This is a genomic window from Paenibacillus sp. Y916 (assembly GCF_056786435.1).
Genome location: NZ_JBXCJA010000001.1, coordinates 753,251 through 779,363 on the forward strand (window position 1 = coordinate 753,251; position 26,113 = coordinate 779,363).

The 26,113-nt window shown below is 41.3% G+C and carries 19 protein-coding genes, 2 pseudogenes and 1 riboswitch; of the genes and pseudogenes, 19 read left to right on the plus strand and 2 right to left on the minus strand.

All coding sequences use genetic code 11. The features are described 5' to 3' along the window. Positions 1–197: 197 nt before the first annotated feature. Positions 198–470, minus strand: coding sequence for a recombinase family protein (locus AC1TO9_RS03580; protein WP_482058409.1), 273 nt, complete (start codon positions 468–470; stop codon positions 198–200). Positions 471–772: 302 nt separating this feature from the next. Next, on the minus strand, positions 773–2,083 hold the full coding sequence (locus tag AC1TO9_RS03585) for a helix-turn-helix domain-containing protein (protein WP_482058342.1): 1,311 nt from the start codon (positions 2,081–2,083) through the stop codon (positions 773–775). A 390-nt stretch (positions 2,084–2,473) separates the two neighbouring features. Here AC1TO9_RS03585 and AC1TO9_RS03590 point away from each other — a divergent pair, with 390 nt between their 5' ends. The 19 genes and pseudogenes from AC1TO9_RS03590 to AC1TO9_RS03680 all read left to right on the plus strand — a co-directional run bounded on the left by AC1TO9_RS03590 (position 2,474) and on the right by AC1TO9_RS03680 (position 25,939). Then, the gene (locus AC1TO9_RS03590; RefSeq protein WP_482058343.1) at positions 2,474–9,265 is read left to right on the plus strand and encodes a lamin tail domain-containing protein; all 6,792 of its coding nucleotides are present in this window, start codon (positions 2,474–2,476) and stop codon (positions 9,263–9,265) included. A gap of 99 nt (positions 9,266–9,364) precedes the next feature. Continuing rightward, positions 9,365–10,525 (plus strand): HupE/UreJ family protein, encoded by a 1,161-nt coding sequence (locus tag AC1TO9_RS03595; protein WP_482058344.1) that lies wholly within the window; start codon positions 9,365–9,367, stop codon positions 10,523–10,525. Positions 10,526–10,710: 185 nt separating this feature from the next. After that, positions 10,711–10,941 (plus strand): hypothetical protein, encoded by a 231-nt coding sequence (locus tag AC1TO9_RS03600; RefSeq protein WP_482058345.1) that lies wholly within the window; start codon positions 10,711–10,713, stop codon positions 10,939–10,941. A gap of 333 nt (positions 10,942–11,274) precedes the next feature. Then, positions 11,275–11,408 (plus strand): annotated as a pseudogene (locus tag AC1TO9_RS03605) (SF0329 family protein); the annotation flags it as partial. Positions 11,409–11,427: 19 nt separating this feature from the next. Continuing rightward, positions 11,428–11,577 (plus strand): WCX domain-containing protein, encoded by a 150-nt coding sequence (locus AC1TO9_RS03610; protein WP_482058410.1) that lies wholly within the window; start codon positions 11,428–11,430, stop codon positions 11,575–11,577. A gap of 262 nt (positions 11,578–11,839) precedes the next feature. Beyond that, entirely contained in the window at positions 11,840–12,475 is a 636-nt protein-coding gene (locus tag AC1TO9_RS03615) for an Abi family protein (RefSeq protein WP_482058346.1), read from the plus strand. Between the two features lie 165 nt (positions 12,476–12,640). Next, positions 12,641–14,890: an McrB family protein gene (locus tag AC1TO9_RS03620; protein ID WP_482058347.1), complete on the plus strand. Its 2,250-nt coding sequence runs from the start codon at positions 12,641–12,643 to the stop codon at positions 14,888–14,890. After that, positions 14,865–16,337: a DUF2357 domain-containing protein gene (locus AC1TO9_RS03625; protein WP_482058348.1), complete on the plus strand. Its 1,473-nt coding sequence runs from the start codon at positions 14,865–14,867 to the stop codon at positions 16,335–16,337. Before AC1TO9_RS03620 ends, AC1TO9_RS03625 begins: the two co-directional genes overlap by 26 nt. Before the next feature lie 369 nt (positions 16,338–16,706). Further along, positions 16,707–17,030 (plus strand): RDD family protein, encoded by a 324-nt coding sequence (locus AC1TO9_RS03630; protein ID WP_482058411.1) that lies wholly within the window; start codon positions 16,707–16,709, stop codon positions 17,028–17,030. Between the two features lie 546 nt (positions 17,031–17,576). Next, entirely contained in the window at positions 17,577–18,143 is a 567-nt protein-coding gene (locus AC1TO9_RS03635) for a DUF4256 domain-containing protein (protein ID WP_482058349.1), read from the plus strand. Between the two features lie 45 nt (positions 18,144–18,188). Continuing rightward, on the plus strand, positions 18,189–18,758 hold the full coding sequence (locus AC1TO9_RS03640) for an SF0329 family protein (RefSeq protein ID WP_482058350.1): 570 nt from the start codon (positions 18,189–18,191) through the stop codon (positions 18,756–18,758). A 121-nt stretch (positions 18,759–18,879) separates the two neighbouring features. After that, a pseudogene (locus AC1TO9_RS03645) lies at positions 18,880–19,287 on the plus strand (YheC/YheD family protein); the annotation flags it as partial. A gap of 42 nt (positions 19,288–19,329) precedes the next feature. Beyond that, the gene (locus AC1TO9_RS03650) at positions 19,330–20,316 is read left to right on the plus strand and encodes a cation diffusion facilitator family transporter (protein ID WP_482058351.1); all 987 of its coding nucleotides are present in this window, start codon (positions 19,330–19,332) and stop codon (positions 20,314–20,316) included. A 301-nt stretch (positions 20,317–20,617) separates the two neighbouring features. Further along, positions 20,618–22,039 (plus strand): 3-isopropylmalate dehydratase large subunit, encoded by a 1,422-nt coding sequence (leuC, locus tag AC1TO9_RS03655; RefSeq protein ID WP_482055274.1) that lies wholly within the window; start codon positions 20,618–20,620, stop codon positions 22,037–22,039. Between the two features lie 27 nt (positions 22,040–22,066). Then, a complete protein-coding gene (leuD, locus tag AC1TO9_RS03660) occupies positions 22,067–22,669 on the plus strand; it encodes a 3-isopropylmalate dehydratase small subunit (RefSeq protein ID WP_482055169.1) in 603 nt (200 codons plus the stop codon). A 22-nt stretch (positions 22,670–22,691) separates the two neighbouring features. Next, positions 22,692–22,787: riboswitch (guanidine-I (ykkC/yxkD leader) on the plus strand. A 73-nt stretch (positions 22,788–22,860) separates the two neighbouring features. Then, positions 22,861–23,202, plus strand: coding sequence for a DMT family transporter (locus AC1TO9_RS03665; protein ID WP_482055170.1), 342 nt, complete (start codon positions 22,861–22,863; stop codon positions 23,200–23,202). Further along, complete coding sequence (locus tag AC1TO9_RS03670; protein WP_482055171.1) at positions 23,202–23,516, plus strand: DMT family transporter; 315 nt, start codon at positions 23,202–23,204, stop codon at positions 23,514–23,516. Before AC1TO9_RS03665 ends, AC1TO9_RS03670 begins: the two co-directional genes overlap by 1 nt. Positions 23,517–23,731: 215 nt before the next feature. Beyond that, positions 23,732–25,249 (plus strand): N-acetylmuramoyl-L-alanine amidase, encoded by a 1,518-nt coding sequence (locus tag AC1TO9_RS03675; RefSeq protein WP_482058352.1) that lies wholly within the window; start codon positions 23,732–23,734, stop codon positions 25,247–25,249. A 24-nt stretch (positions 25,250–25,273) separates the two neighbouring features. Next, positions 25,274–25,939, plus strand: coding sequence for a GerMN domain-containing protein (locus AC1TO9_RS03680; RefSeq protein WP_482055173.1), 666 nt, complete (start codon positions 25,274–25,276; stop codon positions 25,937–25,939). Positions 25,940–26,113 lie beyond the last annotated feature (174 nt).

Consider the following 26,113-nt stretch of genomic DNA (forward strand, 5'->3'; position numbering starts at 1 on the left):
AAAGCATTATCAGGAAACATACGCTAGAAATGGCGAATATATTCTGTTTTGAAAATATTAGTTTGTGTAAATAATCAATCCAAACCCATGCAGTATTAGGTTTTCTTGTATGTCCATTCAATTCGAATATATGTCCAATCGGACATTAGTACGTTATTGTGATATAGTAATATCCAAAATAAAAAGCCGCCGTAACGTTAGGTTTGACGACTTTCTTTCCGACTTAATCCCAATTCAGCAACAGCGCCTAATATTGTAAGCACGAATTTCCCCATAGCTGTCTTCGTATCAACCGTATTACCGCCCATATCAACAATAATCAACCCTGCGCCCTTAGCTTCGATTGTTTCAATGATATTTAGTAAGTCGCGAACATTACGTGCTATACGGTCAATACGAAGGATAACTATAATATCCTCTTTATCCAGACGGGCTAGCATGGATTGTAACTCCTCCCGTTTGGCATTGATACCACAGTCTTCTTATCCGTAACCAGTTCGTCTATACCGAATGCTTCCTAGCGCTCTATCTGATAGTCCAAGTTTTGTTCCGTCGCTGATACACTCGCATATCCGTATTTCTTAGGTGTATTCATTTTCGTTGAGTGGTTTGGAAAAATATTCTGTTATCTCATTCGTGTCCCACCATCTTTGAATCCGCGTAAAGCCTGCAAAATGTTCTCTTCACTAATTAAATCTTTCGATGCTCATACTGTAGGTTTTAACACGGCAAAAAGACATAAACATCGTGGAAAAAGAAGAAGCAATATAGATCAAGATCCTAATAGAGGCTCACTCTTATGGATTAGAATGATTTGCTGCCTGCGGAATTCACCTGGAGCCATACCTGTTTGCTTCTTGAACATTCGGTTAAAAGAAGTGAAGTTCACGTATCCAATCCGCTGGCTGATATCGCTGATGTTTAATTCGGTAGTGACCAACAGCTCCTGAGCTTTCTCGACACGAATTCTGTTCAGATGATCGCTAAAGTTGGTTCCGGTCTTGTCTTTGATATACACAGACAAATAAGTGCTTGACATGTTTAAGAGGTCTGCCAGATAACTCAAGGATAAATCTTGATAATAACGGTTATGGATGATATCCATGACGAACGCTGCAATCGAATCCTGCTCCAACGTATTCCCCTTAATGACTGAGGATGCAGCGGAGATCAGCTCCCGGTACGTTTCTTTATATTCCTGTAGCGAACAGCATTGCTTCAAGCTCTCGATGTTGTGTTGGATGTCTTCGGAAATATTAGAGTTTAATTGAAATGGCTCAATGGCTCCCAATATCTTCGAAATGACGTTGTTGGCTAACTTGTCGAAGTGTCTAGTACTCGCATTTCCTTTGACCAATGGATCTAAAATTTGATCAATCATATGCAGTGCAATATCGGAGTTTCCAGCTTGCAAAAAGGCGTTAAGCGATTGCTCCTGCTTCGGATTGAGAATGAATAGATCGGGTTCCAGGGTGTCTGTGATTAGTTCTATTTTTTCCGAGAGAGGCGCTTGTCTAATTCTATCTTTAACCTGCTGGTATGCATGATTAAGCTCTGAGCTATGCTCAAACGAACGACTCATTGAGATCGTGAGAACGCAATTATGTAATTCACCATCCAATGAGGTCCTTAGTTCATTCATAGTTGTCTTGACATACTCTCGCTCGACATCGGTGATGACGGATACGATTTGATTAAACTCCATCTGGAAGGTGTCCGAATCAGGGTGTCGCTCCGAGACGAGTAAACGAATATGATCAAGGAATTGACGCACAAGTTTGCATTTATCATTGTTAAGAGTCGTTGCAGCACTAAAGTGCTTACGAAAGCGTAGGGAATACATCACAACGATATAGCTTTTCTCCACTGCGAGGAAATCCTGTCGTTCACTAAGATCACTGTTAATGTTTTTCAATTGATTGATGTAATTGAAGCTCGACAGAACGAAGCTTTGTTTGCATAGAGTATCGGTGACACGATCTTTCTCATTCAAGAGATCGTTAATCTTGGTATGAATACGTTTACTGAGAAAGAAGGCTGCGACAAAGCTAAGTGATAGGGATGCCGAAAAATTAATTAGCACAACGTTTGTAAACCTGTGGAGCAAGGAGAGCAAGCACATTATTGAGAAAAGTAATGCAAAGACTCTTATGAATAGTAAATGGTTAATCCACGTTGTTCTGTTCATAGTTACACCTACTTTTATAGAAGTCATAGTTCTAAGGAATTGTTTGGGTAGACAACCTTAATAATAGATGACTTGTGTGAATTGAGAGTCGGATAAATGTCATCGGAATGTTAAGAAACGCTTGTCTTTATTTTGGATCGTTACCGATTTTTGTAATACATGCGATGGTAATGGATCTCTCTTAATAATCGCAAGAAATCTAACAATATGTGAATAGGAAACTTATTTCTCAAGGTTTATGATCAGCTTGCATTATAGATCATAGAATGGGAGATGAAGGATAGGATGAATGGATTTACTAGGCAGATAAACCGAATAATTGCAGGTTTCATGGTGGTTATTCTTGTAGTAACGACAGTGATAGGGGGGGCGTTATTCTCCTTAGGCCAGGCGTATGCCGATGCCGCTCCGCAATATTCCGAACTCGATGTTGCTCCGCAATATCCCGAACTCGATGATGCTCCGCAATATCCCGAACTCGATGTTGCCCCGCAATATCCTGAACTCGATGATGCTCCGCAATATCCCGAACTCGATGATGCTCCGCAGTATCTCGAACTCGATGTTGCTCCGCAATATCCAGAACTATTAATTACGGAAATTATCCCGAACAGTCCTAATGATTCTGCTGGAGCCGATGTGGGCGCGTGGGAATTCCTTGAAGTGTACAACAATACTGCGACAAAGATTACGCTTAGTGATTATTATGTTTACACCCAGAATTATAATGGATTAACGGTTAGGAAATGGCTCTTGCCAAGCGGTAAAATTGTGAAGCCCGGTGAAACCATTGTACTAAGAGGTACAACGGATGGGGATAACGGTACTCTGGCTACGTTCAATAAAGCGTACGGTACTGCTCTTACGGAAGATCAGGTCGCGACTATGGACCAATCTAGTGGAGGGAATTTTGTGAACACGGGGACATTTACTTACTCCGTCAAACGCGCCTCGGATGACCAGACGATTGTATCTGCTAAATATAATGATGCTAACATAAATAATACCGAAGCTGGTGATAACCTCAATAATACCAGCATCATTTATACGTATGACCCTAGCGGAGGAATAACAATGCTGAAGCTGGGAAGCCGGGTAAAACCAACGCCGGGAAACCTGGTTACGGGGCAAGTCCCTCCACTGCCTGCTGCGGATCCTGCTCTTATGCCGGCAATTACGTATGCGCCAGTCGTGCATACAAGTCCGCAGGATCTATCTGTCACAGCTGCCGTATATAGCCCATCACCGGTCACGATGGCAACTCTATATTATAAGAAGAGCAGCGAGTTCGTGTACAAGAAAACGACGATGACGCTCGGACCCGCGGATGCTGGTACTTCTACCGTATCAGGTATTATTCCTCAATCCGTGATGCTAGGAACGGAGAAGGTGCAATATTATTTGAATGTTGAGAATGAGAACGCCTTCGCACGAAGCCCGGAGACGACAGATACCTCTTATGAGCTGCAGATTGATGTATCAGCTCAGCCTCCCTATTTGCTAATTACGGAAATTGTGTTTAACAGCCCGAATGTGAACGGAGCGGATGTTAACGCTTGGGAGTACGTTGAGCTATACAATAACAGCGATAAGCCAGTTCCGTTGCAGCAGTATCGGATCGATACATCCGATTTGGCAGGCAAAACAGTTCGAACATGGGAGTTCAAGGATAACAAAGTTATTGATCCCGGACAGACGATGGTATTGCGAATGTATGCTGAAGATGCGAATGGAACAGTGGCTGCATTCAATGGAGCTTACAAAACGACATTGACGGACGCTGACTTCGCTGACTACACGGGCGAGGGAAGCTTAGAAAATACAGCTGGACGTATCATTTCGATCGTTACGAAATCGGGAGATAAGATTGTTTCCGCTGCTTATAATGTAGCTGGTAACAGTACCGATGATTTGAATGAAACCTCTATCACCTATGTTCCTGATTATAACGGAAGCATTAATATGATTAAGCTTGACAGCAAGGTAAGCGCAACGCCAGGCAGTCTGTTGCTTGGGCAGGCTCCTACCGCGCGGGTTCAGCTTCCGGCTGATTTTATACCGCCAATCATTGAGCATAAGCAACCAGCCGGTTCAACAACACTTAAAGATTTGATAATATCCGCTAATATTACTGACGATCAAGATGTGGAGTCAGCAACATTGTATTATAAGACGGATAAGATGTCAGCTTATGAGTCTGAAGAGATGAGTCTTACAACGGGTAGTCAGTATGAGACTGTTATTCCGGCTTCCATTCTGTCAGGCGCAGAGCATTTCTATTATTACCTTGAAGCGACTGACGGAGTAAACACTGCCAGAAATCCTATAGCTACGCAATATGACATTCGTGTGTTTAACAGCGTGTCGTTCAATATCCCTGAGCTGCTCATTACGGAGCTTGTTCCGGATAATGTGGGAAGCGATGCTTATGAATATGTTGAGGTATACAACAATTCGAATCGGACAGTTAACCTGAAGGATTATCAAATTGTGTATGAAGAGTTCAGTGGTGCCAGCTTCCGTTGGGACATCACGGACGAACTGCTGCTTCCTTCTCAGGAGACAGCTGTGATCTGGGTGCAATCTAATCTGAGTAAAGGAATGGCAGTTGATAAGTTCAACAGCCATTGGAAAACAAGTCTTCCTGAATCCCGGGTTACTGCGATCTACACACTCGGAATGAGTAATAGCAATGAAGGACGAATTATCCTCGCGCCAGATGCCGCTAATCCGGTGAACCACGCAAATAATGTGGTCTCGCAGGCTTGGTATAATGTGGGTATTGATGAAGTTGAAAATGATGGCAAGAGTATCGTGTATGAGTTTCCGAAGGACGGCACGACTATGATGTACAAGCGTTCGGCAGGAATGACTGCGACTCCGGGCGTGTTAATCGTCGATCAGGTTCCTGTAGATCCAGTTGAAGTTGATTTGGATTCAGTCAAGCCCATTATTACACACGTACCTGCAACAGACCCGCAGCCAGCAGATGCTGTATCTCTTACAGTGAATGTGACTGATGACTCAATCATCAAACGTGTAAGCCTTTTTTACAAAAGAGATGTTGACACCGATTATACGGAAATCGGTATGAAACGTTCAACTACAAATTCGAACCAATATGTGTCGGCAACCATTCCGAAGTCATTACTGTTAGGCGTAAGCAAGATGGAATATTATTTCGAAGCATCGGATGGGCAGAATGTTGCTCGTACGATTGATAGTGGAGCGAGTGCCTACCAGCTTCCAATCGTACAGCGGAGCGAGTCGTTATGGTTTGATTTGCAGGCTAACTCCTACCTGCGCGGCACACAGGCCATTCAAGGGAATACCCTTGCTGTAGGTCAGAGCTTAACCTTAAAGGTTGATGGAAAGCTGCTGTCAACACAGCAAACGATGAACGAGGATGCTTGGTTGTCGTTTCAAGCTGATAACATGGAGGCCTCCTTCAAGGATGGGGTAATCGTTAACGGTGAAGTGGCGACTCTTCTTCCGAACGTTAAATACCTGGCACCCTATTATGTTGCTTTGCCTAAGTATTTGCTGAAGCCTGGCGAGAATAAAATCCTGATCACGGCAGGCAACAAGATTTCTCCAATAGACTTGGAAGGTAATAACGACGATTTTGTCATTGAGAATATAGGGATTACGCTAGGCAATGGAATAAAGTCAGACATTAGCGCAAGGGGTAAGAATTTGGCGGTAAATACGTTCACAGCTATTGACCCATTGGTGCGCCAGAAGGTCGGTGACAGTTCAGGGAACTACGAGTATCTGGAGTTGACAATCGATATTCCAGTGAACCTGTTCCAGGGTGTTAGGTCCAATCTGGATACAACGACATTGGCAGACGGGGAGCACACATTTGAACTAAAGACTACGAGTAGTAGTACAACTAATGTGACAGCAATTGTTGATAATACAGCTCCCGTAATCGAGACATTCTCGATTGAAGATGGCGAGACTTATCGTGGAATCATTAATTTCAATGCAACTTCGACTGATCTTACGTCTGGTGTAGCAACACTGACGGCTACTTTGGACGATAAGGCGATTACTCTGCCATCACAATTGAATGCAGTGGATCTCACAGTGGGTAATCATGTGTTCAAGGTGACAGCCAAAGACAGGGCGGGCAACGAAGCGGGGCGTATGGCAACTTTTACGCTGGGTACTGAATATCCAGATGCCCCTTCTGAACCTCTTCCTGCTGAGGGAGCAACTGATGTTGATCGGGATGCAAGCTTGAGCGTTAAGGTAAGTGATCCAAATGGTGATTCGATGGATGTAAGCTTCCTTAAGGGATATCGTTATGATTTCAAGGAGCAGTCGGATATTATGGCGTTCTCTAACGCAACGGATCGCGAACCGCCTCTAGAGCTTAACCCTGAGGGAGAAACAGCATTCTCTGGTGATGCCATTACTGAAGTCTCTCAGAAGGATGGGAACTACTTTGTTACTGACGCGGAGGGCTTGTTCCCTTATCAACGTTATGAATTTAAGCTGAATGAGGACTCAGCAGCGATCGCTGAAGTTGAAGTGGTGTGGGAAGGTCATTCGCTTCCAGATCGACAAGTAACGATGTATACATGGAACTATAATACGGCTAAATGGGTATCTGCCGTGTCTGGCGTTGGTGATCAGGATTTCCAACTGAAAGCCAAGGTCAAAGTAGCAGATATGGTGAAGGACAAGACGATTCATGTCCTGATTCAGGATCTCGTCCCAACTTCAGATGATGGCTTGGACTTTACCTTCGCGTGGGGTAGTGACACGCAGTACTATGCTGACTCCTATCCTGAAATCTTTGAGAAGGAATATCAGTACGTTGCAGATATGAAGGACGAGAAGAAAATCGCTTACGCTATTCATACGGGAGACTTGGTCGATGACTGGGATCGACCGGACGAGTGGGCGGTCGCAAGTAGCAGTCTTAAGATCCTAGAAGATGCAGGAATCCCCTATGGAGTCGTAACGGGGAATCATGATGTTAACCACGATGCAGGGAATTACACGGAGTATTGGAAGTATTTTGGCCGGGATCGTTTCGAAAGTCAGCCGACGTACGGTGATGATCTGAACAACAACCGTGATCATTACGATCTCGTATCGGTCAAAGGGCAGGATTTCCTAATCATGTATTTAGGGTGGAATGTTAAAGACGAGACGGTGAAGTGGGCGAACGAGGTACTGAAGAAGTATCCGAACCGCTATGTTATCATCGGTACCCATGAATACATCTCCCCGAGTGGTGCTTATTCGGGCCAAGGTGAAATGATCTGGAACGAAATTGTAGCTAAGAATGATAACGTTCGTATGGTTCTATGCGGACATCTTCACGGAGTTGCATACAATGTGAAGCATGTTGGCGAGCGTACTGTTGTTGAAATGCTGGCTGACTATCAATCCGGACCACAGGGTGGACAAGGGTATATGAGATTCCTTGAGTTTAACTTGGCTGAGGAAGAGATTCATGTTACTACGTATTCCGCTTACATGAACGATTCCAATTTCTTTGAGGACACTAGCAAGGATGATTTCTACATTGATTACACACCGCAGAATCCGAGCAAGCAGGTGGCAACCGATTATATCGGGGTAAATGTGTACGGAAGTACCGTCATTGGAAGCCAGCAGTCAGTTGCGAGTGGGGAAACAGCAACCACTAAGTGGTCGGGGCTTGCTGCAAATACGAACTTTTTCTGGTACGCTTCGGCAACGGATGCCAATAACGGAAACGCGATATCGGATTTGTGGAAGTTTAGTACCGGAACCAAGATAAGCGGTACTGATCCAGGAACAACAGATCCAGGGACTGATCCAGGTACAACACCAGGGACTGATCCAGGTACAACACCAGGAACTGATCCAGGTACAACACCAGGAACTGATCCAGGTACAACACCAGGTACAGGTTCGGGAACCGGAAGTGGAACAGAGACGGGTAGTACGGCAACCCTTCCAAGCGGGAATGTCGTTGAAATCACAGTGGAGAATGTATCCACGGCTGGTAGTTCGGTAGTGCTGACAGTTGGTAAAGGTACAACAGCCGTGACGCTCTCCTCCGATGTATTAGCTAAGATTGGCGATAGAGAGGTTAAGCTTCAACTAGAGGGCGGAGTAACCGTTACACTTACTGCAGCAGTGATTCAATCCTTAAGCAGACAATTGGAATCGGGTAGCAGCCTGATAGTATCAATGGACAATGTATCACAACAAGCCATTGAGAAAGCTGCGCAGGCTACCGGTACGAAGCTGAATGCGACTATGACAGCTAAAGGCTCCACGATTGATTTGACTGTAGGCAAGCAAGACGAATCGGGTAAGATTGTAAGCATCGAAGGATTTGCTGCTTCGATCACCATTGAACTGAAGGCTAATGAAGTCCAGAACAGTAAGTTGGCTGGCATCTACCGGATAAATAGCGATGGTACAGCTACTTGGGTTGGCGGCGAATATGTGAATGGCAGCTACAGGGCAACGGTTGATCAGACTGGCCAGTACGTTGTGATGGAATACAAGAAAAACTATAATGACCTGCTGAAGGGGAATTGGGCATATGATTACGTCCAGGAGCTATCCTTTAGGGGAATCGTTAACGGAATTAACGATACAACATTCGGGACGAGTAATCCTACGACAAGGGTTGAATTTGTTGCTTTAATTGTCAGGGCTCTTGGGCTTCAAAGCTCGTCGACAAGCGGAACAGGATTTAAGGACGTTAAGGTCAATAGCTGGTATGCGGACGCTGTACAGGCGGCGGTTGAAGCGGGAATCATCTCTGGCGTTAGCAAAGACAGCTTCGCTCCGAATAAACAGATTACACGTGAGGAAATGGCTATAATGATTATCCGGGCACTTGAATACCGGAATGGATCAGTCGGTAAAGATAGCGGGAAGAAAGCGTCGTTCGCGGATCAGGATCAAATAAGCGATTGGTCGAAGGACGCCATTGATATGGCATTCGAGCTAGGGTTGATAACGGGAAGAGGCAACAATATGTTTGCTCCGAAAGTATCCGCACAGCGCTCCGAAAGTGCTAAGGTCGTATACATGCTATTAGAACTGCTTAAATAAATATTTCACCATGGTTTTGAGTAACGGGGAGAGGGGCTTGGAGTCTTACTTTAGACTCTTTCGCTTTTCTTTCCGCTCTTATAGGAGGATTCATACACGATGAACACATATCTTACGAGGTCAAATAAATATGGGATAAACAAGTTGACCAAGTGGATGCTTGCCCTGGCACTTATTCTTATCTTTCTATTTTCTCAGGCTAAGCCGGCTCAAGCGCACATGAGTACGTTCGGATATTCGGATATTAGGGTGAACGGCAACCATATAACATACGATCTCTTTCTTGATCCGACTGAAGTCGCACAGTGGATGGATATCCATTCCAGCGGCGTGTTCGTTCTTGGGGAAAACAAGGCAGATCCCACGGACGCTAGTACAGTTAGATGGACGGAAGAAGACCTGATGCCGCTTGTACTGGAATCGTTAATCGTGAAGGGTGGGGACCAACCTGTTGACCCGGTGATTAATGGGATTAATATGGAACAACGTAACAACACTTCCAATTTGCATATGAAGCTAGATTACGAGCTTCCGTCTGACGCAGAGAGGTATTCTATCGACTACGGATTTTTCTATGAGAATGACCCGCAGCATCAGAATTATACGACGATCCGTACAGAGAACTCTTCCAAGGATCTAATATTTACACGTAATAATCATGAGATATCGGATCGATTAAACAACGGAGAGGGCAACGAGACGACGGTTACGCTGCCCAATTGGATCGTAACGATGTGGGATTACATTGTTGTTGGTATCGAGCATATTCTTGGGGGATTCGATCATCTGTTATTCATCTTAGCGCTTGTGCTTGTGCAGCAGAAGAAATGGGATTATCTGAAGGTGCTAACAGCATTTACAGTGGGTCATAGCTTGACGATTGCTCTGGCAGCACTCGAGATTGTCAACCTGTCTGCGGCATTTGTTGAGCCGGTTATTGCGCTTAGCATTGCTTATGTAGCGGTCGAGAACATTTGGCTTAAGGAGGTTAAATCGCGTTGGGGAGTGGCTCTGTTGTTCGGCTTGATTCATGGCTTCGGCTTTGCTCAAGTACTTCAAGGGACACTCGGAGATCGGTTTCTTCTGACGCTTTTCTCCTTTAATCTAGGGGTTGAGCTCGGACAGTTGACTGTGCTGGCGGTTCTTCTGCCGCTATTACTATGGGCAGGTCGATATAAGAGCTATAAGTATATTAACTATTGTGTGTCTGGCTTGATCACCGTAATCGCATTATATTGGGTCGTGACGCGTATTGTTTAGGGTTATTAAAGAGATTACGCTCGCTCGGATGGGTCTCTGTGTTCATGTTCTAAACTCCGTCTTTCTACGACCAGAGTGCAACTCCCTCTCCTTACCATGAAAAAGATGACCTCGTGCTTATATTAACAAAATAGATGGGGGCGACTTAAGCCCCCATTAACAACGGATTTTTGAAATTATAGAGGATGTCGATACTGCCATCCTCTGCAATTTCAAATGCTTTAATCAAAGAGATGCAGAAAGAAACAGAAGTTGAAAAGAAAGCAGATTTAAGAGAAATAGCCTTTTTGAAGAAAGAGATTGAGAAATTTGAGAGGCGTAAGCAAGTGGTAGAAGACAAATGGCTTGATGGTGTGAGCACTAAGGAAAACTATCATCAAATGCTTGAAGGGTCTGTAAATAATTTCAAGGTTTAACTTACCTAGTATAACGGGAAGACGATGGTGATGAATTCTCCATTGTCCTCCATTTTTTTATATATTACTACCACTTACTCCACACATGTGGAGTAAGTGGTAGTAATATATTGCGAGGGACATTGAAAGGTAAATGTTTCAACAAGGTCTGCTGAGAAAGCAGGCTTTTCTTTTATGAACTATCCTAAAGAGTTAATAGTTAAAATGAATGAAGTTGAATTTATTTACGACACCAGCATAGGCAATGTGTTGAATGGTAAACATGAAGAAGAAAAGCAGTACGTTTTAAAGATTTTGGATTTACTGTACCATAACTTCGAAAGAATTCGTTACATAGAGGAAAGCCTAGAGAGCGATGATATTTTATTGAATATTCTAGCTTTGATGGACAGACGAGTTGGCAAAAAACGAATTTTAAGCATCCAATTGTACAGAATTTTTATGAACTACGGCTTAGTACGTTATGAAAATGAATAAGATCATATCATTCAGGGGGATGGCAGTATGATCTTTGAAGTTATCGTAAATAACGAGAAGGAATTCATAAGGTGGATTCTACAATATGGTTTAGCTACGGGAATATTGGAGCCGATGTCTGTGCGTGATTCCTTGAAGGGGCAATGTTTCGGCATATAGCATTGGAGATAAGAATTCAATTGTTGACGATTGTTCAACAACTCATGTAGTATATAAGTAACAGTTCCCATCCGCACCTCTTCACAATGTGTCCCAGGGTGGGGCATTTTTATTTTACAGGGGTATTATCTATGAGTATTGAGAAGAAATATGCTTCACTGAAGAAGCCTACAACCTATCTAGAACAACTTGATCTGCTTCTCTCTAGAGGAGTAGTTATTTCTGATATCGATAATTCGATTCCAAATTGAGAGCTCTTTTATTGAGCATTTCTGAGTATGTAGAAGTTTCATTTCGAACGCATTTGATTTATTACCATGCTCATAACTATGGAGAACTAGGATATCGGGACATTATTAATTTCAACGGATCGCTCAACCACCCGAAGTTCTTACAAAAATTAGATAAATCATTGATGGAGGGAAAAGAACTATATATTACCCATCACAAAAATAAATATAATGGTCAATTTCCTACATGGGTAGCATTTGAAGTCATGACATTCGGAATGTTATCCACTCTATACAAGAACCTGAAGACTTCTGATAAGAAACAGATAGCTAAAGATTATTATGATTTGAACTATTACGATAAAATTGCAACTTGGCTGCACTCGATTTCAGTTTTGCGTAATCGATGTGCTCATTACAATCGTATTTACAACAAAACTCTATCCATTGCACCAAGTTTACCTGATGAATCACATCATCTTGAAATCGATAACAATCAGTTGTTCTCGATCGTCTATATCTTAAAGAAGCTTGTTAAAGATCAAGATGAGTGGGTATCTTGGGTAACACAGCTAGAAGCATTAATTGAAGAATATCCTGAGATTGAACTTCATCTAATGGGATTTAAGAACAATTGGGTAGAATTATTAAGAAATCATAGACTGTGAAACCTCTCTATCATTGGGAGGTTTTTTCATGCGAACATATACTCGCTGACAGACCTATGTCTGCAGTGTAGTGTATAATCAATGAATACACTGTCGAATAAAGGGAATTCAAGTTGAATTGTGGAATAAGTCTAAAGTACTACTAAACAAACTAAGGAGTTTATAATGATTAACTTAACGGAGTATCAACGCATATTTGATATTGCAAATACGGCAGAACGCTGTAAGACAGTCAATGACTTGATGGATGGGGTATGGAATGCAGAATTGGATGAAGCGGCACGAACGTTCAATGTTCAGGATTATAGGATCGCTACATACGGACAGACATTAATGACCACGTATTACGATTCATTGAATCCGAAGTATGCTGAGGCAAAGAAGGATACTTCTATTGGTAAAAGGTTTTTTGCACAAATTACACAGAAGATAGGATCTAAGGAAGTTAATTTGCTGACATTGGAGTTTAACGGAGTCGAGAATCGCGTGTATATATATATTGAAACAAGCTTTTATCAGATTTATGAACTTGTGAAAGATAATAGATTAGCTTCTATGCTGGGAGATTTGGATGCCGATATTAAGACGTTTATTCGAACCAATTCATTTACGAGGGAAGAGATTGAACGATCGGAGTTGGAACAGACCTTACGAGAAATGGTTAAGCCAAGAACCAGACCGTGGATTTATTTCGGAATATCGCTCCCACTTGAAGGGGAACTTGAGACTACCAACATTATGAACCTATTTAAAAGGATATGGGAACAGACGTCATCTATCAGAGAATATGTGGTGAATGATAAGCGAGAACATTCACAAACATCGCATATATTTGACTTAATTGCATCACTCGAAGCCCCCCATCAAGTTTCGTTACTCGGTAATACATACCAGATTATTTATAACCCTGTTGAGAAAGAGAAATCGGGTACTCGTAGACAGTTTTTTTCGTTGAAGCAGGAGGGGCAATCCATCGTGCAAGGTTGCATTGCATACACTGATTACCACGAGGGATTTGCTTCTAACATACCTATGATGGCAGTTGATATAGGGGCACATAATCACATCTACGCGAGTGTTCGTTCCCTTCTTGGGGAAGACCGCCAGGAGTGGTGGATTCCAAAGTCATTTCGTACACAAAATCAGAATAATGAGGAACTGAAGCTGCAAGCATTACAACTGCTGCAGCAGCAAGGGATCAAGGTACGTAATGAGAAAGAATATTATATAGCGACGTATATTAACTCAGAGCAAAAGTTTAAAGAGGATCTGGTGAATATAAAAGGGAAGTTAGTCACTGCGGCACTACTTTTTGCCCATGTTAGTGGTCGTGGTATTCATTTGTTGGAGGATAAGTCCGAATTCGTTGATAAATTGGACGAGGGACTTCCGGAAGAAATTCAACTACTGGAAACCGGTGTATATAATAGTAATTTTAACTTTTCGGTCATTTATGACGCTATTCAAAACTGCTCGTTGACGTTCAATAAGGACTTGATCCGTGATTTGCATTTGAATTTGACGGCTCTGGACAACAAACATTTTGTCATTCTGAGCGGGATTTCGGGAACAGGAAAAACTCAATTGGCCAAATTGTACGCGAATGCAGTATATGGACTGTCTTATGAAGATGAGAATCCTTACTTATCTATTATTCCTGTACGACCGGATTGGACAGATGGGACTGCTTTGTTTGGTTATTACAGCTCCTTTGAAAACCGATATATGATGACGGTGTTTCTAGAAACACTTCTACATGCTCACGAAGAGCGGGAGAAGCCGCATTTTATTGTATTGGATGAGATGAATCTTGCCCGTGTGGAGTATTATTTAAGTGATTATTTGAGCGGGGTAGAGTCAAATAAGGAAATACCTCTTCATAATCGAAACGACTTGGATGGTATTCCATCCAAGATTAGTATTCCACCTAATCTGTACATTATCGGCACGATTAATGTGGATGAAACAACTCATAGCATATCAGACAAAGTGTTGGATCGTGCGTTTGTTATGACATTAAGCGATGTGGATTTGGAAACCTTTTGGAGCCGAGTGGATGATGGGGTTAAAGTCGGATTGCAAAATGAATTTACATATCTGATGCACTTACATAGCATGCTTGCACCCTATCACTTACATTTTGGCTATCGGACTATGAATGAAATGATTCAGAAGATGAGCCGACATCTTGAACTGGACGTAGAGCATCAAGCGTCTAGGAAGACGATGCTTGATCAGGTCATAGCCGAGAAAATGCTAACCAAGCTCCGAGGAGATGACCGAATATCAGATTTGCTTACGGAATTAGAAAAAACATTCAAAACCCACCTTGGTGAAGATTCAGAAAGCTTCAAGCATATACAGCGTATGGAGGAGGAGTTAATTCGTTATGGGGCTACTCAATTCTGGCGGTAGATTTCTAATCCGACAATCAGGAGAGCCTTGGGTAAATCTAGATGAAGCCTATCTAATCGAGGCTTTGACTTATGATTGGAAATTTATTTCCAATCAAGAAAAGTCACTTTCATTCCGATTTTGCGGATTACAGCAATTCCCCCATTCGCAAGAGGAAGGTGAGTTTCATGGTATATTAACCATGCCATTTCATAGCGGCCATGCATCTTTTGAAATCAATGGTGAGATGGTAGGCACTTACATTTATCCTGATTCACGAAAAATGACAGAAGAGCAGTATAACCTGATGCTTAGCGACATTTTAAAAGAAGCCCCCCTTTGTTTTGAATACTCAGGTGTTGGAACAGGTATTGAGGCTGAGCAATATTCCCGTGGACTTTCATTGGCTCAGTGGAGCTATCTGATTGCTACTTTTAATTCGCTCGCAAATATCGTCCGTCAGATTCTAGCACAGCCAGTTCGGATCCTTCAAGGGCATGAACAACAGATGAGACGAGAATGTGTGAAAATAATAGATACATCAACAATGGCGTGGTTGGAACGAAATAGAAGTCGTAGTGCAACGGGAACCATCCCAGAAATGGTGAATACGTCAATTCGGAAAGACAGCTTCAATAAGTATGAGAATAGCGTTGTAAAACGGTGGCTAATGGAGCTAAGGCACCTGCTTGTGCTTTATGGAAAACAGGAGTCTGGTATATATATGGAAAAAGCGCAAATCTTTATGGATAGAGTGAGCTATTGGTTGCGAGACCCTCTTTTTAAAGAAGTTCATCCATTCCGAGGGTCAATACATATTTCACAGGTGTTTCGCAAGCATTCGACATATCGGCAGATCTATCAATGGTTTGATCGACTGTATAAGCATGGGGACGAACGAATCGGTTTTGAATACAGTTATCCCTTGAAAGAAACTTTCACACTCTATGAGATATGGTGCTATATGCAATTGGTTAAGATTTTCAGAGAAAAGGGGCTGCTCAAAGACAGTAGTAGTTTGTTCAAAACCACCCTGGATGGATTATTTCTTCATATATCTGAGCACAACGACAGCGTTGTCCATTTGACTAATGGTATGCGTCTATACTACCAACGGGTATATCAGTATAATTCGCCGAATTTCTACACCTTTACACAGCAAATGAAGCCCGATATCGTAATAGAAGCAGAAGAGCGGATATTCATATTGGATCCTAAGTACCGTGTAGCAACGAATCTAGGTACGGCATTAGGTGAAATGCATAAATACCGGGACGGTATTCTATTGCGACGAAACGACGAACGTGCGGTACAAAGCGTATTTATTATAACCCCCGTCAAAAGTGATGAGCTTCGTTACTTCTCCAATGCTTTTCAGGAAAAACACCATATGGGGGCGATTGGACTTACACCTGGTCAGGATATGAACTCTTTACGAACTTGGGTGGATGAAATGCTGATGGGTTAAATTAACTTATCACTACAACTAGCAAGGCAATCCTCACTACAATACATTTTCCAGTAGGAATGACAATGTACTTTTCGTTAAACAGTGTCTACATAATTGTAGAGGGTTATCTTTGATAAGGAACTTAAAAAGTTTCTAGTCGTGGCAGCGGATGATGCAGTGCTACTTTAAATTACAATGATTGGAAGGATATTAAGGGTCCGTTGTCGAAAACTGTAAGTAGGACTTCAAACATATAATGATATATGAAACAATGAGATTATTACTTTGAAATTTAATTATGTAGAAGAAGGTAATAGTAAAAATCCTAGTTCACCGACTCCCATTCTACATAACATTCAGCAACCGAATATAATTCGCCAAGAAATAGTGTATAGCCCGCAGGTATCGCTATATGTTGGATTTTGGCGCCGTGTTTTTACATTTTTTCTGGATTCGTTGATCCTAAGCATATTTCTATATTTTTTACGTACTAAGTTTTTAATTGAAATTTTAATAGGTGTCTTTTACTATACATACTGGCCCTCGACCAACCTGCAGGGGACTTTTGGGAAAATGGCTATCGGTGCTAAAATAGTAGATGTGCATGGTAATCGTTTAACCTATGTACATTCATGTGGACGTTTTCTTGCACAGCTCCTGTCTGGTGGCTTATGTCTAAGTAGGATATATTATGGTAGCCTTCCACGCTAAAAAAAGGGGACTGCACGATATGATGGCCGATACTTATGTGGTCAATAAATAATTAATGAAATATTTTAAAGTGGTGATAAGAATTGAATTGTTGACGATTGTTCAACAACTGATTTATTATATAAGCAACAGTTCCCAACCGCACCTCTTCACAATGTGTCCCAGGTTGGGGCATTTTTATTTTATAGGGGAATTAAGAAGCCCTTACTTATCAAAAACAAATTATTGAAATCAAACTTATAAAGATGAAGAAAACGGTTAGCGTGTGAGTTGACATGAAAGGGTGGTGTTATACATGTACTGAACCTTTTCTACTCGAATATTGGTCAAGCAAAGCGGATGTCAGCCCTCACTATTTCTGCAAGTTATTCAAACAGACCATGTCGATTACACTCATGGAGTTTATTACAAGATGTAGACTGCAACTCGCTAAGCAATAGCTGCTGGAGCGCCATGATTGCTCAATCGGTCAAATCGCGAATGAAGCGGGATAGCCAAGTGTCAGCTATTTCAATAAAAGGTATATGGAATATGAGGAGAATTAGGATGATAAATGAAAATAAAACGTTGTTACCAGAACAACAAGAAGAACTAGTCAAAATATTGCAAGCCCGTTTCGAGAAAAATATGAATCGCCATGAAGGAATGGAATGGGCTCACGTACAAGCAAAACTAGAAGCGAATGCTGAAAAATTGTGTTCGCTTCATGCAATGGAACAAACCGGTGGTGAGCCAGATGTTGTCGGTCATGAGACTGAGAAGGACGAATACATTATGTATGATTGTTCAGCGGAAAGTCCTAAGGGTCGTAGAAGTATTTGTTACGACCGCGAAGCACTGGAATCTAGGAAGGAACACAAGCCAAAAAACAGCGCTATGGATATGGCTAATGAAATGGGAATTGTGATTCTAACAGAAGAACAATATCGAGATCTGCAGAAACTAGGCAGTTTTGATACTAAAACATCGAGTTGGGTGCATACACCTGAACACATTAGAAAGCTAGGCGGGGCTATATTCTGTGATCGTCGATACGATACAGTGTTTATGTACCACAATGGAGCAGAATCTTATTATGCTGCCAGAAGTTTCCGTGGATGGTTAAGGTTCTGAGGGATTAGATCTAGTATTATGAATTTTAAAACATAGGAGGATTACATGTCCTGGAGTAAATTGAAGCAACAACTGGAGAGTTTTCTCTGTCCAGCGTTATATGGAAGGGTCGAATACCGTGCAACCAGCTACCGTTATTTACCTGATAAAGCAGGAACTTGTTATATTGCGGTAGATAAAAAGAACGTACTTAATATGAATGATAGAACTACCTCAATTAGATGGTATCAGACGGAGCTGGAAATTAAGAATGATTCAGATATCCAAATTCCTATCAACAATGAAGAAATTGAATCGGTCAGAAAAGATACCAAGGGAATAGTTCCGGAGGATCGTCTAAGAGTAATTGCAAGAGGTAGAATAATTTCGCAATATGCTAAAGATCTTTTGTCAGCACAGTCATCATTAAGTAAATCAAATTTTAACGTTGTAGCGAATAAGTATTTATCCACTTCAATAGAGGAAAGCCTAGAGAGCGATGATATCTTATTGAATATTCTAGCTTTGGTGGACAGACGAGTTGGAAAGAAGCGGATTTTAAACATGACCGAGAAGATGAAGTTAAAGCATCCCATTGTACAGTATTTTTATGAACTAAGGCTTATTACGTTATGAAAATAAGTAACTCATTCACCTCCAATTTGGAGGTTTTTTCATGTGACCATACGCTTGCTGACAGCAATGTGTAGGTGGTGTGGTGTATAACCGACCAATTAAATGAAAAGCGAAAGGAAACCCCTTCGACATTCGTGTTATGGTCCAGAATACGAACAAAGGAAAATGGATTAGCAGTGCTATCTTCGCGAAAATAGGGAAGACTGGTAAGGTGGCGACAAACTATAATCAAGGCGGGAGAATCGGGTATTTACATCAAACGATGTCAGGAGCAGGGTACAATACAGACGAAATTAAACATATGGAAACAAGATTGAAGAAGTTGGGTGTCTCCGTAGGAAATAACTTCGATCAACATAAAAAGGGATTCAAGGAATTAGGGTTGGATGTGGCTTTGGATTCTATGAAAAAACCGTGGATTCTGGAAGTGAATACGAGACCCCAATTTTATCCCTTAAGGAACATGAAGGATAAAAAAAATTATAAAGTCATCGTTTCTTATGCTAAGCAATATGGGAGATCTAAATAGAATAAATTAAATAACATCACTTGCCAATATTTAGGAGGAACTATGAGACCAGTATCCACAGACAAAGAAACACTTTGGCAGTTAATAAAAAAAGGAAACAAATCGTCTGCGATTGCTATGACTGGTAATGCAGTGCTAGCTGGAATTAAGACGGTTGCTGCAACATTGAGCGGCAGCGGAACGATGTTTGCGTCGGCTATGCATTCACTTGCTGATGCGATTAACCAAGGCTTTGTATTTGTCGGAAGTGTACTCTCGGAAAAAAAAGCTACACGACGTTTCCCAACCGGCTTCGGGCGTGTGATCAACATTTTCTGTATGATTGCAGTCCTTGTCGTTACCGTTATAGCATACGAAACGATACTCGAAGGGATACATTTAATCCAGCATCCAGAGCAGAGTAAAGGATACTTCTGGTTAAGTGTGGGTGTACTCGTAATTAATGTTGCCGTTGACGGGGCTATTCTGTATAAAGCGATGAAAGAAATTCACCATGAAGCTCGAGTAGAGGCCAAAGGTCTGGCGATTGTAACGGTAGCGCTTAAAAATGTTAGTCGTGCAGCACCCCCAACAAGGTTGGTATTCTATGAGGATCTTGTAGCTGTGACAGGTGCACTTCTTACACTTATATCGATTGTTGTTACTTCACTTGTAGCGTCGCCCTATTTGGACGGGATAACTACAATTCTAATTGGTGTGCTTATGGTCGGAGTTGCTTTTAAAGTGGGTTACGACAATATGGTTGGTCTGATTGGAATAGCAGCACCACAGGAAATAGAAACAAGAATTTCGAATATTATACTTCAAGCACCACATGTGAAAGATATTTATTCTTTACGGATTATGCAAGAAGGGCGTTACTATCATGCAGATGGTCTGATCGAGCTACAAAAAGGTTTCACCCTTGCTGAGGCAGATGATATTAAATTCGATATTCGAAATCTTGTATTACAAGATCCGGACATTGTAGATGTTACGTTCGGGATTATAGAGGATGATGATCAGAAAAATTGGACTGTTATAGAATAGAGCAGTTCAACTTTATTAAGATGAGTTATAAACAAATTATTATTATATTAAAAAGTGGAGGTGTAGGAGTGTATTCCTACACCTCTACAAAGATGAATCCAATAATCAGATCTAGTAACCATAGTAGATAGAGATCGTATAATATAAGCCTCACATATGTTATAGTTTAAACCTATAGCGTTTATAGATATTATATCTTGGAACAATGAATGGTTTGATGATATTATTGTGATTAATCAAGTGACGCCTCATAAGTAGAGGCAAATCTTCCAAAGTTCGAATTTAAGATGGGGTGAATATGATGAGTAAAAAGACAATGTTTGAGAAAATTTGGGACAATCACGTCATTCATCAAGAAGAAGGCAAACCGAGTATCATATATATCGACTTGCATCTTGTTCATGAAGTGACATCTCCACAGGCATTTGAAGGACTACGTTTAAGCGGACGCAAGGTGCGCCGTCCTGAACGGACTTTTGCAACGATGGATCATAACGTTCCTACGAAAGATCGTTTCAATATTAAAGATCCAATCTCTAAGCAACAAATTGATACTTTGTCACAGAACTGTCGCGATTTCGGAGTGAAATTATACGACCTTGATAGTATTGAACAAGGGGTAGTCCATGTAATGGGCCCAGAGCTTGGACTTACGAATCCAGGGAAGACGATTGTATGTGGAGATAGCCATACTTCAACTCACGGTGCTTTCGGGGCTTTGGCTTTTGGTATCGGTACAAGTGAAGTTGAACACGTATTGGCTACGCAATGCTTGCAACAATCCAAGGCGAAGACGATGGAAATTCGTTTCACTGGGAAACGTAATTTAGGTGTGACAGCGAAAGATATGATTCTAGGAGTTATTGCTAAGTATGGTACAGATTTCGCTACAGGCTATGTTATTGAATACACAGGTGATTCGATCGTTTCATTAACGATGGAAGAGCGCATGACGATCTGTAATATGTCCATCGAAGGTGGAGCTAGAGCAGGGATGATCGCGCCAGACCAGACTACATTCGACTATTTGCGTGGACGTGAGCATGTACCTCAAGGTGCAGACTTCGACAAGGCTGTTGAAGCTTGGAAGCAATTATGTACGGATGAAGATGCTGAGTTTGACACGATATTGGAATTCGATGTCGATTCATTGATCCCACAAGTAACCTGGGGTACTAGCCCTGGAATGGGAACGGATATTACTTCGAAAGTTCCTGTACCGTCAGAATTGCCAACTGAGAATGAACGTAAAGCTGCTGAAGCTGCACTTGAATATATGGATCTTAAACCAGGTACACCAATGACTGACATTGAGATTGATTATGTGTTCATCGGTTCATGTACGAATGGACGGATCGAAGATTTACGTGCTGCGGCAGCTGTGGCGAAAGGTCATAGTGTAGCAGGTAGAGTTACTGCAATCGTCGTACCAGGTTCTGGTAGAGTGAAGATTCAAGCAGAAGAAGAAGGTCTTGATAAAATTTTCACTGCAGCGGGATTTGAATGGCGTGATGCAGGTTGCAGTATGTGTCTAGCAATGAATCCGGACGTTCTTGAGCCTGGACAACGTTGTGCTTCTACTTCGAACCGTAACTTCGAAGGTCGTCAAGGACGTGGAGGACGTACGCATCTAGTATCTCCTGCTATGGCAGCAGCCGCTGCTGTCAAAGGTAGATTCGTAGATATTCGTGAATGGAGCTTCAATTCGGAAGTAGCCAACTAAAGTATAAAGAAGAGAGGAGTTAACCATATGGATGCTTTTACTAAATTAACAGGAATTGTAGGTCCTGTAGATCGTGTTAACGTAGATACGGATGCTATTATACCTAAACAGTTTCTAAAAAGAATTGAGCGTACTGGATTTGGTCAGTTCTTGTTCTATGAATGGCGTTTCGATCAACAAGGTAACAACATCGATAGCTTCGATTTGAATAAACCACGTTATCAAGGTGCATCTGTGCTTGTGTCTAGAGCCAACTTTGGTTGTGGATCATCACGTGAACATGCTCCTTGGGCGATTTTGGATTATGGCTTCAAATGTGTCATTGCACCTTCCTTTGCAGATATTTTCTATAATAACTGCTTTAAGAACAGCATCTTGCCTATCAAGTTGTCTGAAGAACAAGTGGAAGATATATTCCAACGTACAGCTAAGAATGAAGGTTATCAGTTGCATGTTGATCTAGAGAAGCAGACGTTGAATGATGATTTCGGTCTACACATCGATTTCCAAATTGATGAGCACCGTCGTCAATTCCTACTTCAAGGTCTAGATGATATTGGACTAACGCTTCAACATGAAGCAGCAATTACAGCATTTGAGCAAAAAAGAGATAATGGTGTTATAATCTAATTGAAGTACTTCGAATTCAATATTAAATGTTTTCTAGGGTTCCGCAACAATAGTTGGTCTGGTCCGAGAGAAAACTCATAGCTCTGCTATGTCACGGAAGGATAAAAGCCTGGGAGAAACTGTGTAACAGTTGTCGCCCAGGTTATTTTTGTGTCTTTTTTGAGGAATATAAATCTAAGGAGTGAAATGAAATGAATAAAGAGTGGATAAAGGTCATGATTGCAGCGTTCTTTGAAGTATTTTGGGTCATAGGATTAAAACATGCTGATGATGTTTGGACATGGATAGGAACTATTATATCTATTATTATTAGTTTCTATTTATTAATTATGGCAGGGAAAAAGCTTCCCGTTGGGACGGTATATGCCGTATTTGTAGGGATGGGTACGGCGGGTACTGTGTTATCCGAAACCTTCTTTTTTGGTGAACCTATTAAAATAGCGAAAATACTTCTGATACTACTATTATTGGCTGGTGTTATTGGTTTGAAATTAGTAACAGAGGACAAAACAGAGGAAGGGGCTGATTCCTAATGGCTTGGGTATCTTTAATCTTCGCAGGAATATTTGAGATGATTGGTGTTGCTATGATAAGTAAATTGCATAGAGACCGTAATTGGCAGTCGATCGTTTTGTTAATGGTTGGATTTGGGGCGAGTTTTGTATTACTTGCGTTTGCGATGACAACACTTCCGATGGGTACAGTATATGCCATTTGGACAGGTATCGGGGCGTCAGGTGGAGCGATAATAGGAATGCTCCTGTATGGAGAATCCAAGGATTGGAAAAGAATTGTTTTTATTTCAATGGTTTTAGGTGCAGCGATAGGGTTGAAGCTTGTCTCATAACATTAGTAACAGGTAGCTTATTTTGAAGTGAAATGAAACTTTTTGAATCTATTATATAAAAGATAATCAGCTTAAAGAGCTGGTTATCTTTTTTTTGAAGAAAAAATGAAAGAAAAGCAGGAGTTTCAGAACATTAGATAGAATAGTGTCTATATTGGTAAAAAAGAGGGTAAAAAGGTTTGTTTAAGAGGAAATATTTACAACCGGGGTGGATAATGAAGAAATTTAGTTTTTTATTGTTGTTGTGTATGTTCTTTCTTGTCGTTTGTCCGAGCGAAAGCAAGGCGGCGGCAGTTCAGTCAAAGATCATTCTGGATGGTAACGAAATAACGATGCCAGACAATGTTCAAGTAGCAGTAGTTAATGATAACGTGATGATTCCGATTCGTGTCGTTGTGGAGAATCTGAAATTTAATGTAGATTGGAATCAACAAGAAAAAAGTGTTACAATTCAGCAAAATTCAAAAGTGATTTTACTTACTGTCGATAAGGATGAGGTAACTGTTGATGGGAAGCAGGTTATTCTTAATACTGCACCTCAAGTGAAGAATAATTCGGTTCTTGTTCCGATTCGTTTCGTGAGTGAGCAAATGGGACTGACTGTGAGTTGGGATAATACAGATAAGACGGTTTATCTGACAAGTGCTGAACCTGGTTCTGTTGACAATGGACAAGCCAATACGGATACAGATGTAAAAGTAGATTTACCTGCGTTAACTGTACCGAATGAGACTAATCCATCTGTAACTACGCCGCTAGTAGATCCTGCTGATAAGACTAACAGGACGCTTAACAGAATAGAACTTGTTAATAATCAACTTATCATATCTTTGGACCATGAGGTAAAACCTAAAATTATGACATTAAGCAATCCTGATCGGATTGTGGTAGATTTGCCTAACACCATATTCGCTGATACATTTTCTTCAATTCAACCCCTAGATACAACATTGCAGGGTGCATTGGACACATTGGACCCTAGCGTATATCCTAATGTAACTGAAGTGAAGTATTCTTTATTCTCTCGTGATCCGAATACGGTTCGTATCGTAATGGGTCTGAATGCTGCTCAAAAGTTTCGATTGAATCAAGATTTTGGTTCTAATATCGTTGTTATCGATTTGAATGTTTCTGAAGATGAAGCTGGATATGAAGAAGATGCAATCATTGATTCAGGTCATACTGGTCGTAAGCTTGTCGTAATTGATCCTGGACATGGAGGGTCAGATCCTGGTGCTTCGAGTGTCACGAAAAAGCGTGAGAAGGACTTTAACTTGTCTGTAGGATTGAAAGTTCAGGCCATTCTCCTTAACGAACCGAATATTGAAGTTGTCATGACTAGGGATAGCGATGTATATCCAACTTTATCGGAACGTGCAGTACTAGCCAATCAATTACAAGCAGATGTATTTGTTTCTATTCATGGGAATAGCAATACATCATCAAGTCCTAACGGAACGGAAACATATTATTATAATCGGTCAGAGAGTAAAGAACTGGCAACTAGTATTCATAAGTATCTTATTAAAGCTACGGGCTTAAAGGATCGTGGCGTTAAGAATGAGAACTTCCATGTCATCAGAGAGACGACAATGGCTGCTTCGCTTCTAGAAATTGGGTTCTTAAGTAATAGCTTTGATGAAGCTGTATTATTTACGGATGACTTGCAGAATCGAGTTGCACAGGCTATTGTGGATGGAATTAAAGAGTATTTAAATATAGAAACGAAGTGATTTCTCCCGAAGGATGTGCTTATATTGTATAAAAGAATAAGCTGTATATTCATATTGTCTTTATTGATCGTTATTGGAACGGGGTGTGGACAGAAGCCAATGACAGAAGGCGGTACTGTTCAAGGATCAAGCACTACGCAAGACCAAGAAATCTCATCGACTTCAAAAGAAAAGGTTACTCCTCCAACAGTAAATGCTAGCACGGATGGTCAGGAGACTGTTGTAGATGTTGCAGAAGGAGATAAACTAGTGGACAAGGATACCGTAACAAAGTCTACTGATTCCGTCTCAAGTGAGGAGATTGCAGTCTATTTCACGGATCCTCAAGTGGAGGGACTTGTACAAGTAAAGCAGGAGATTAGTTTTTCTGATCAAGTTGAGAAATATGATTCTGCGTTTAAAGCATTGCAATCTAGTAACAATCCTGATCTAATTCCGCTATGGGGCAAGATTGAACTGAAGTCGATCTCTTTCGATGCGGGTGGCATTACGTTGGATATTCACATGCCGGATGAAGCAAGGTTAGGATCAGGCGGAGAGAGTTTTGCACTAACAGCCTTGAAGAACACCTTGTTCCAATTTGATGAAGTGAAAAGCATCGAACTGCTAGTAGATAATAAGTCTGTTGATAGTCTTATGGGACATGTTGAATTGGAACATCCTATGGTTCGAGACGAAGCTTCAAACTAAGAGAAATGAATTAAATTGACATAATATAGAATGAAGGACCTGAGAGCGAATCTGCTTTTGGGTTCTTTGTCGATAAAAAGGAAGATTTTCGCAACCTTTATAGCGAAATTACGTCTAATAGTTGTCCGAGGAAAGGAAGTGAGAGGGAAATAGTTGGATTAGAAATACAAAATT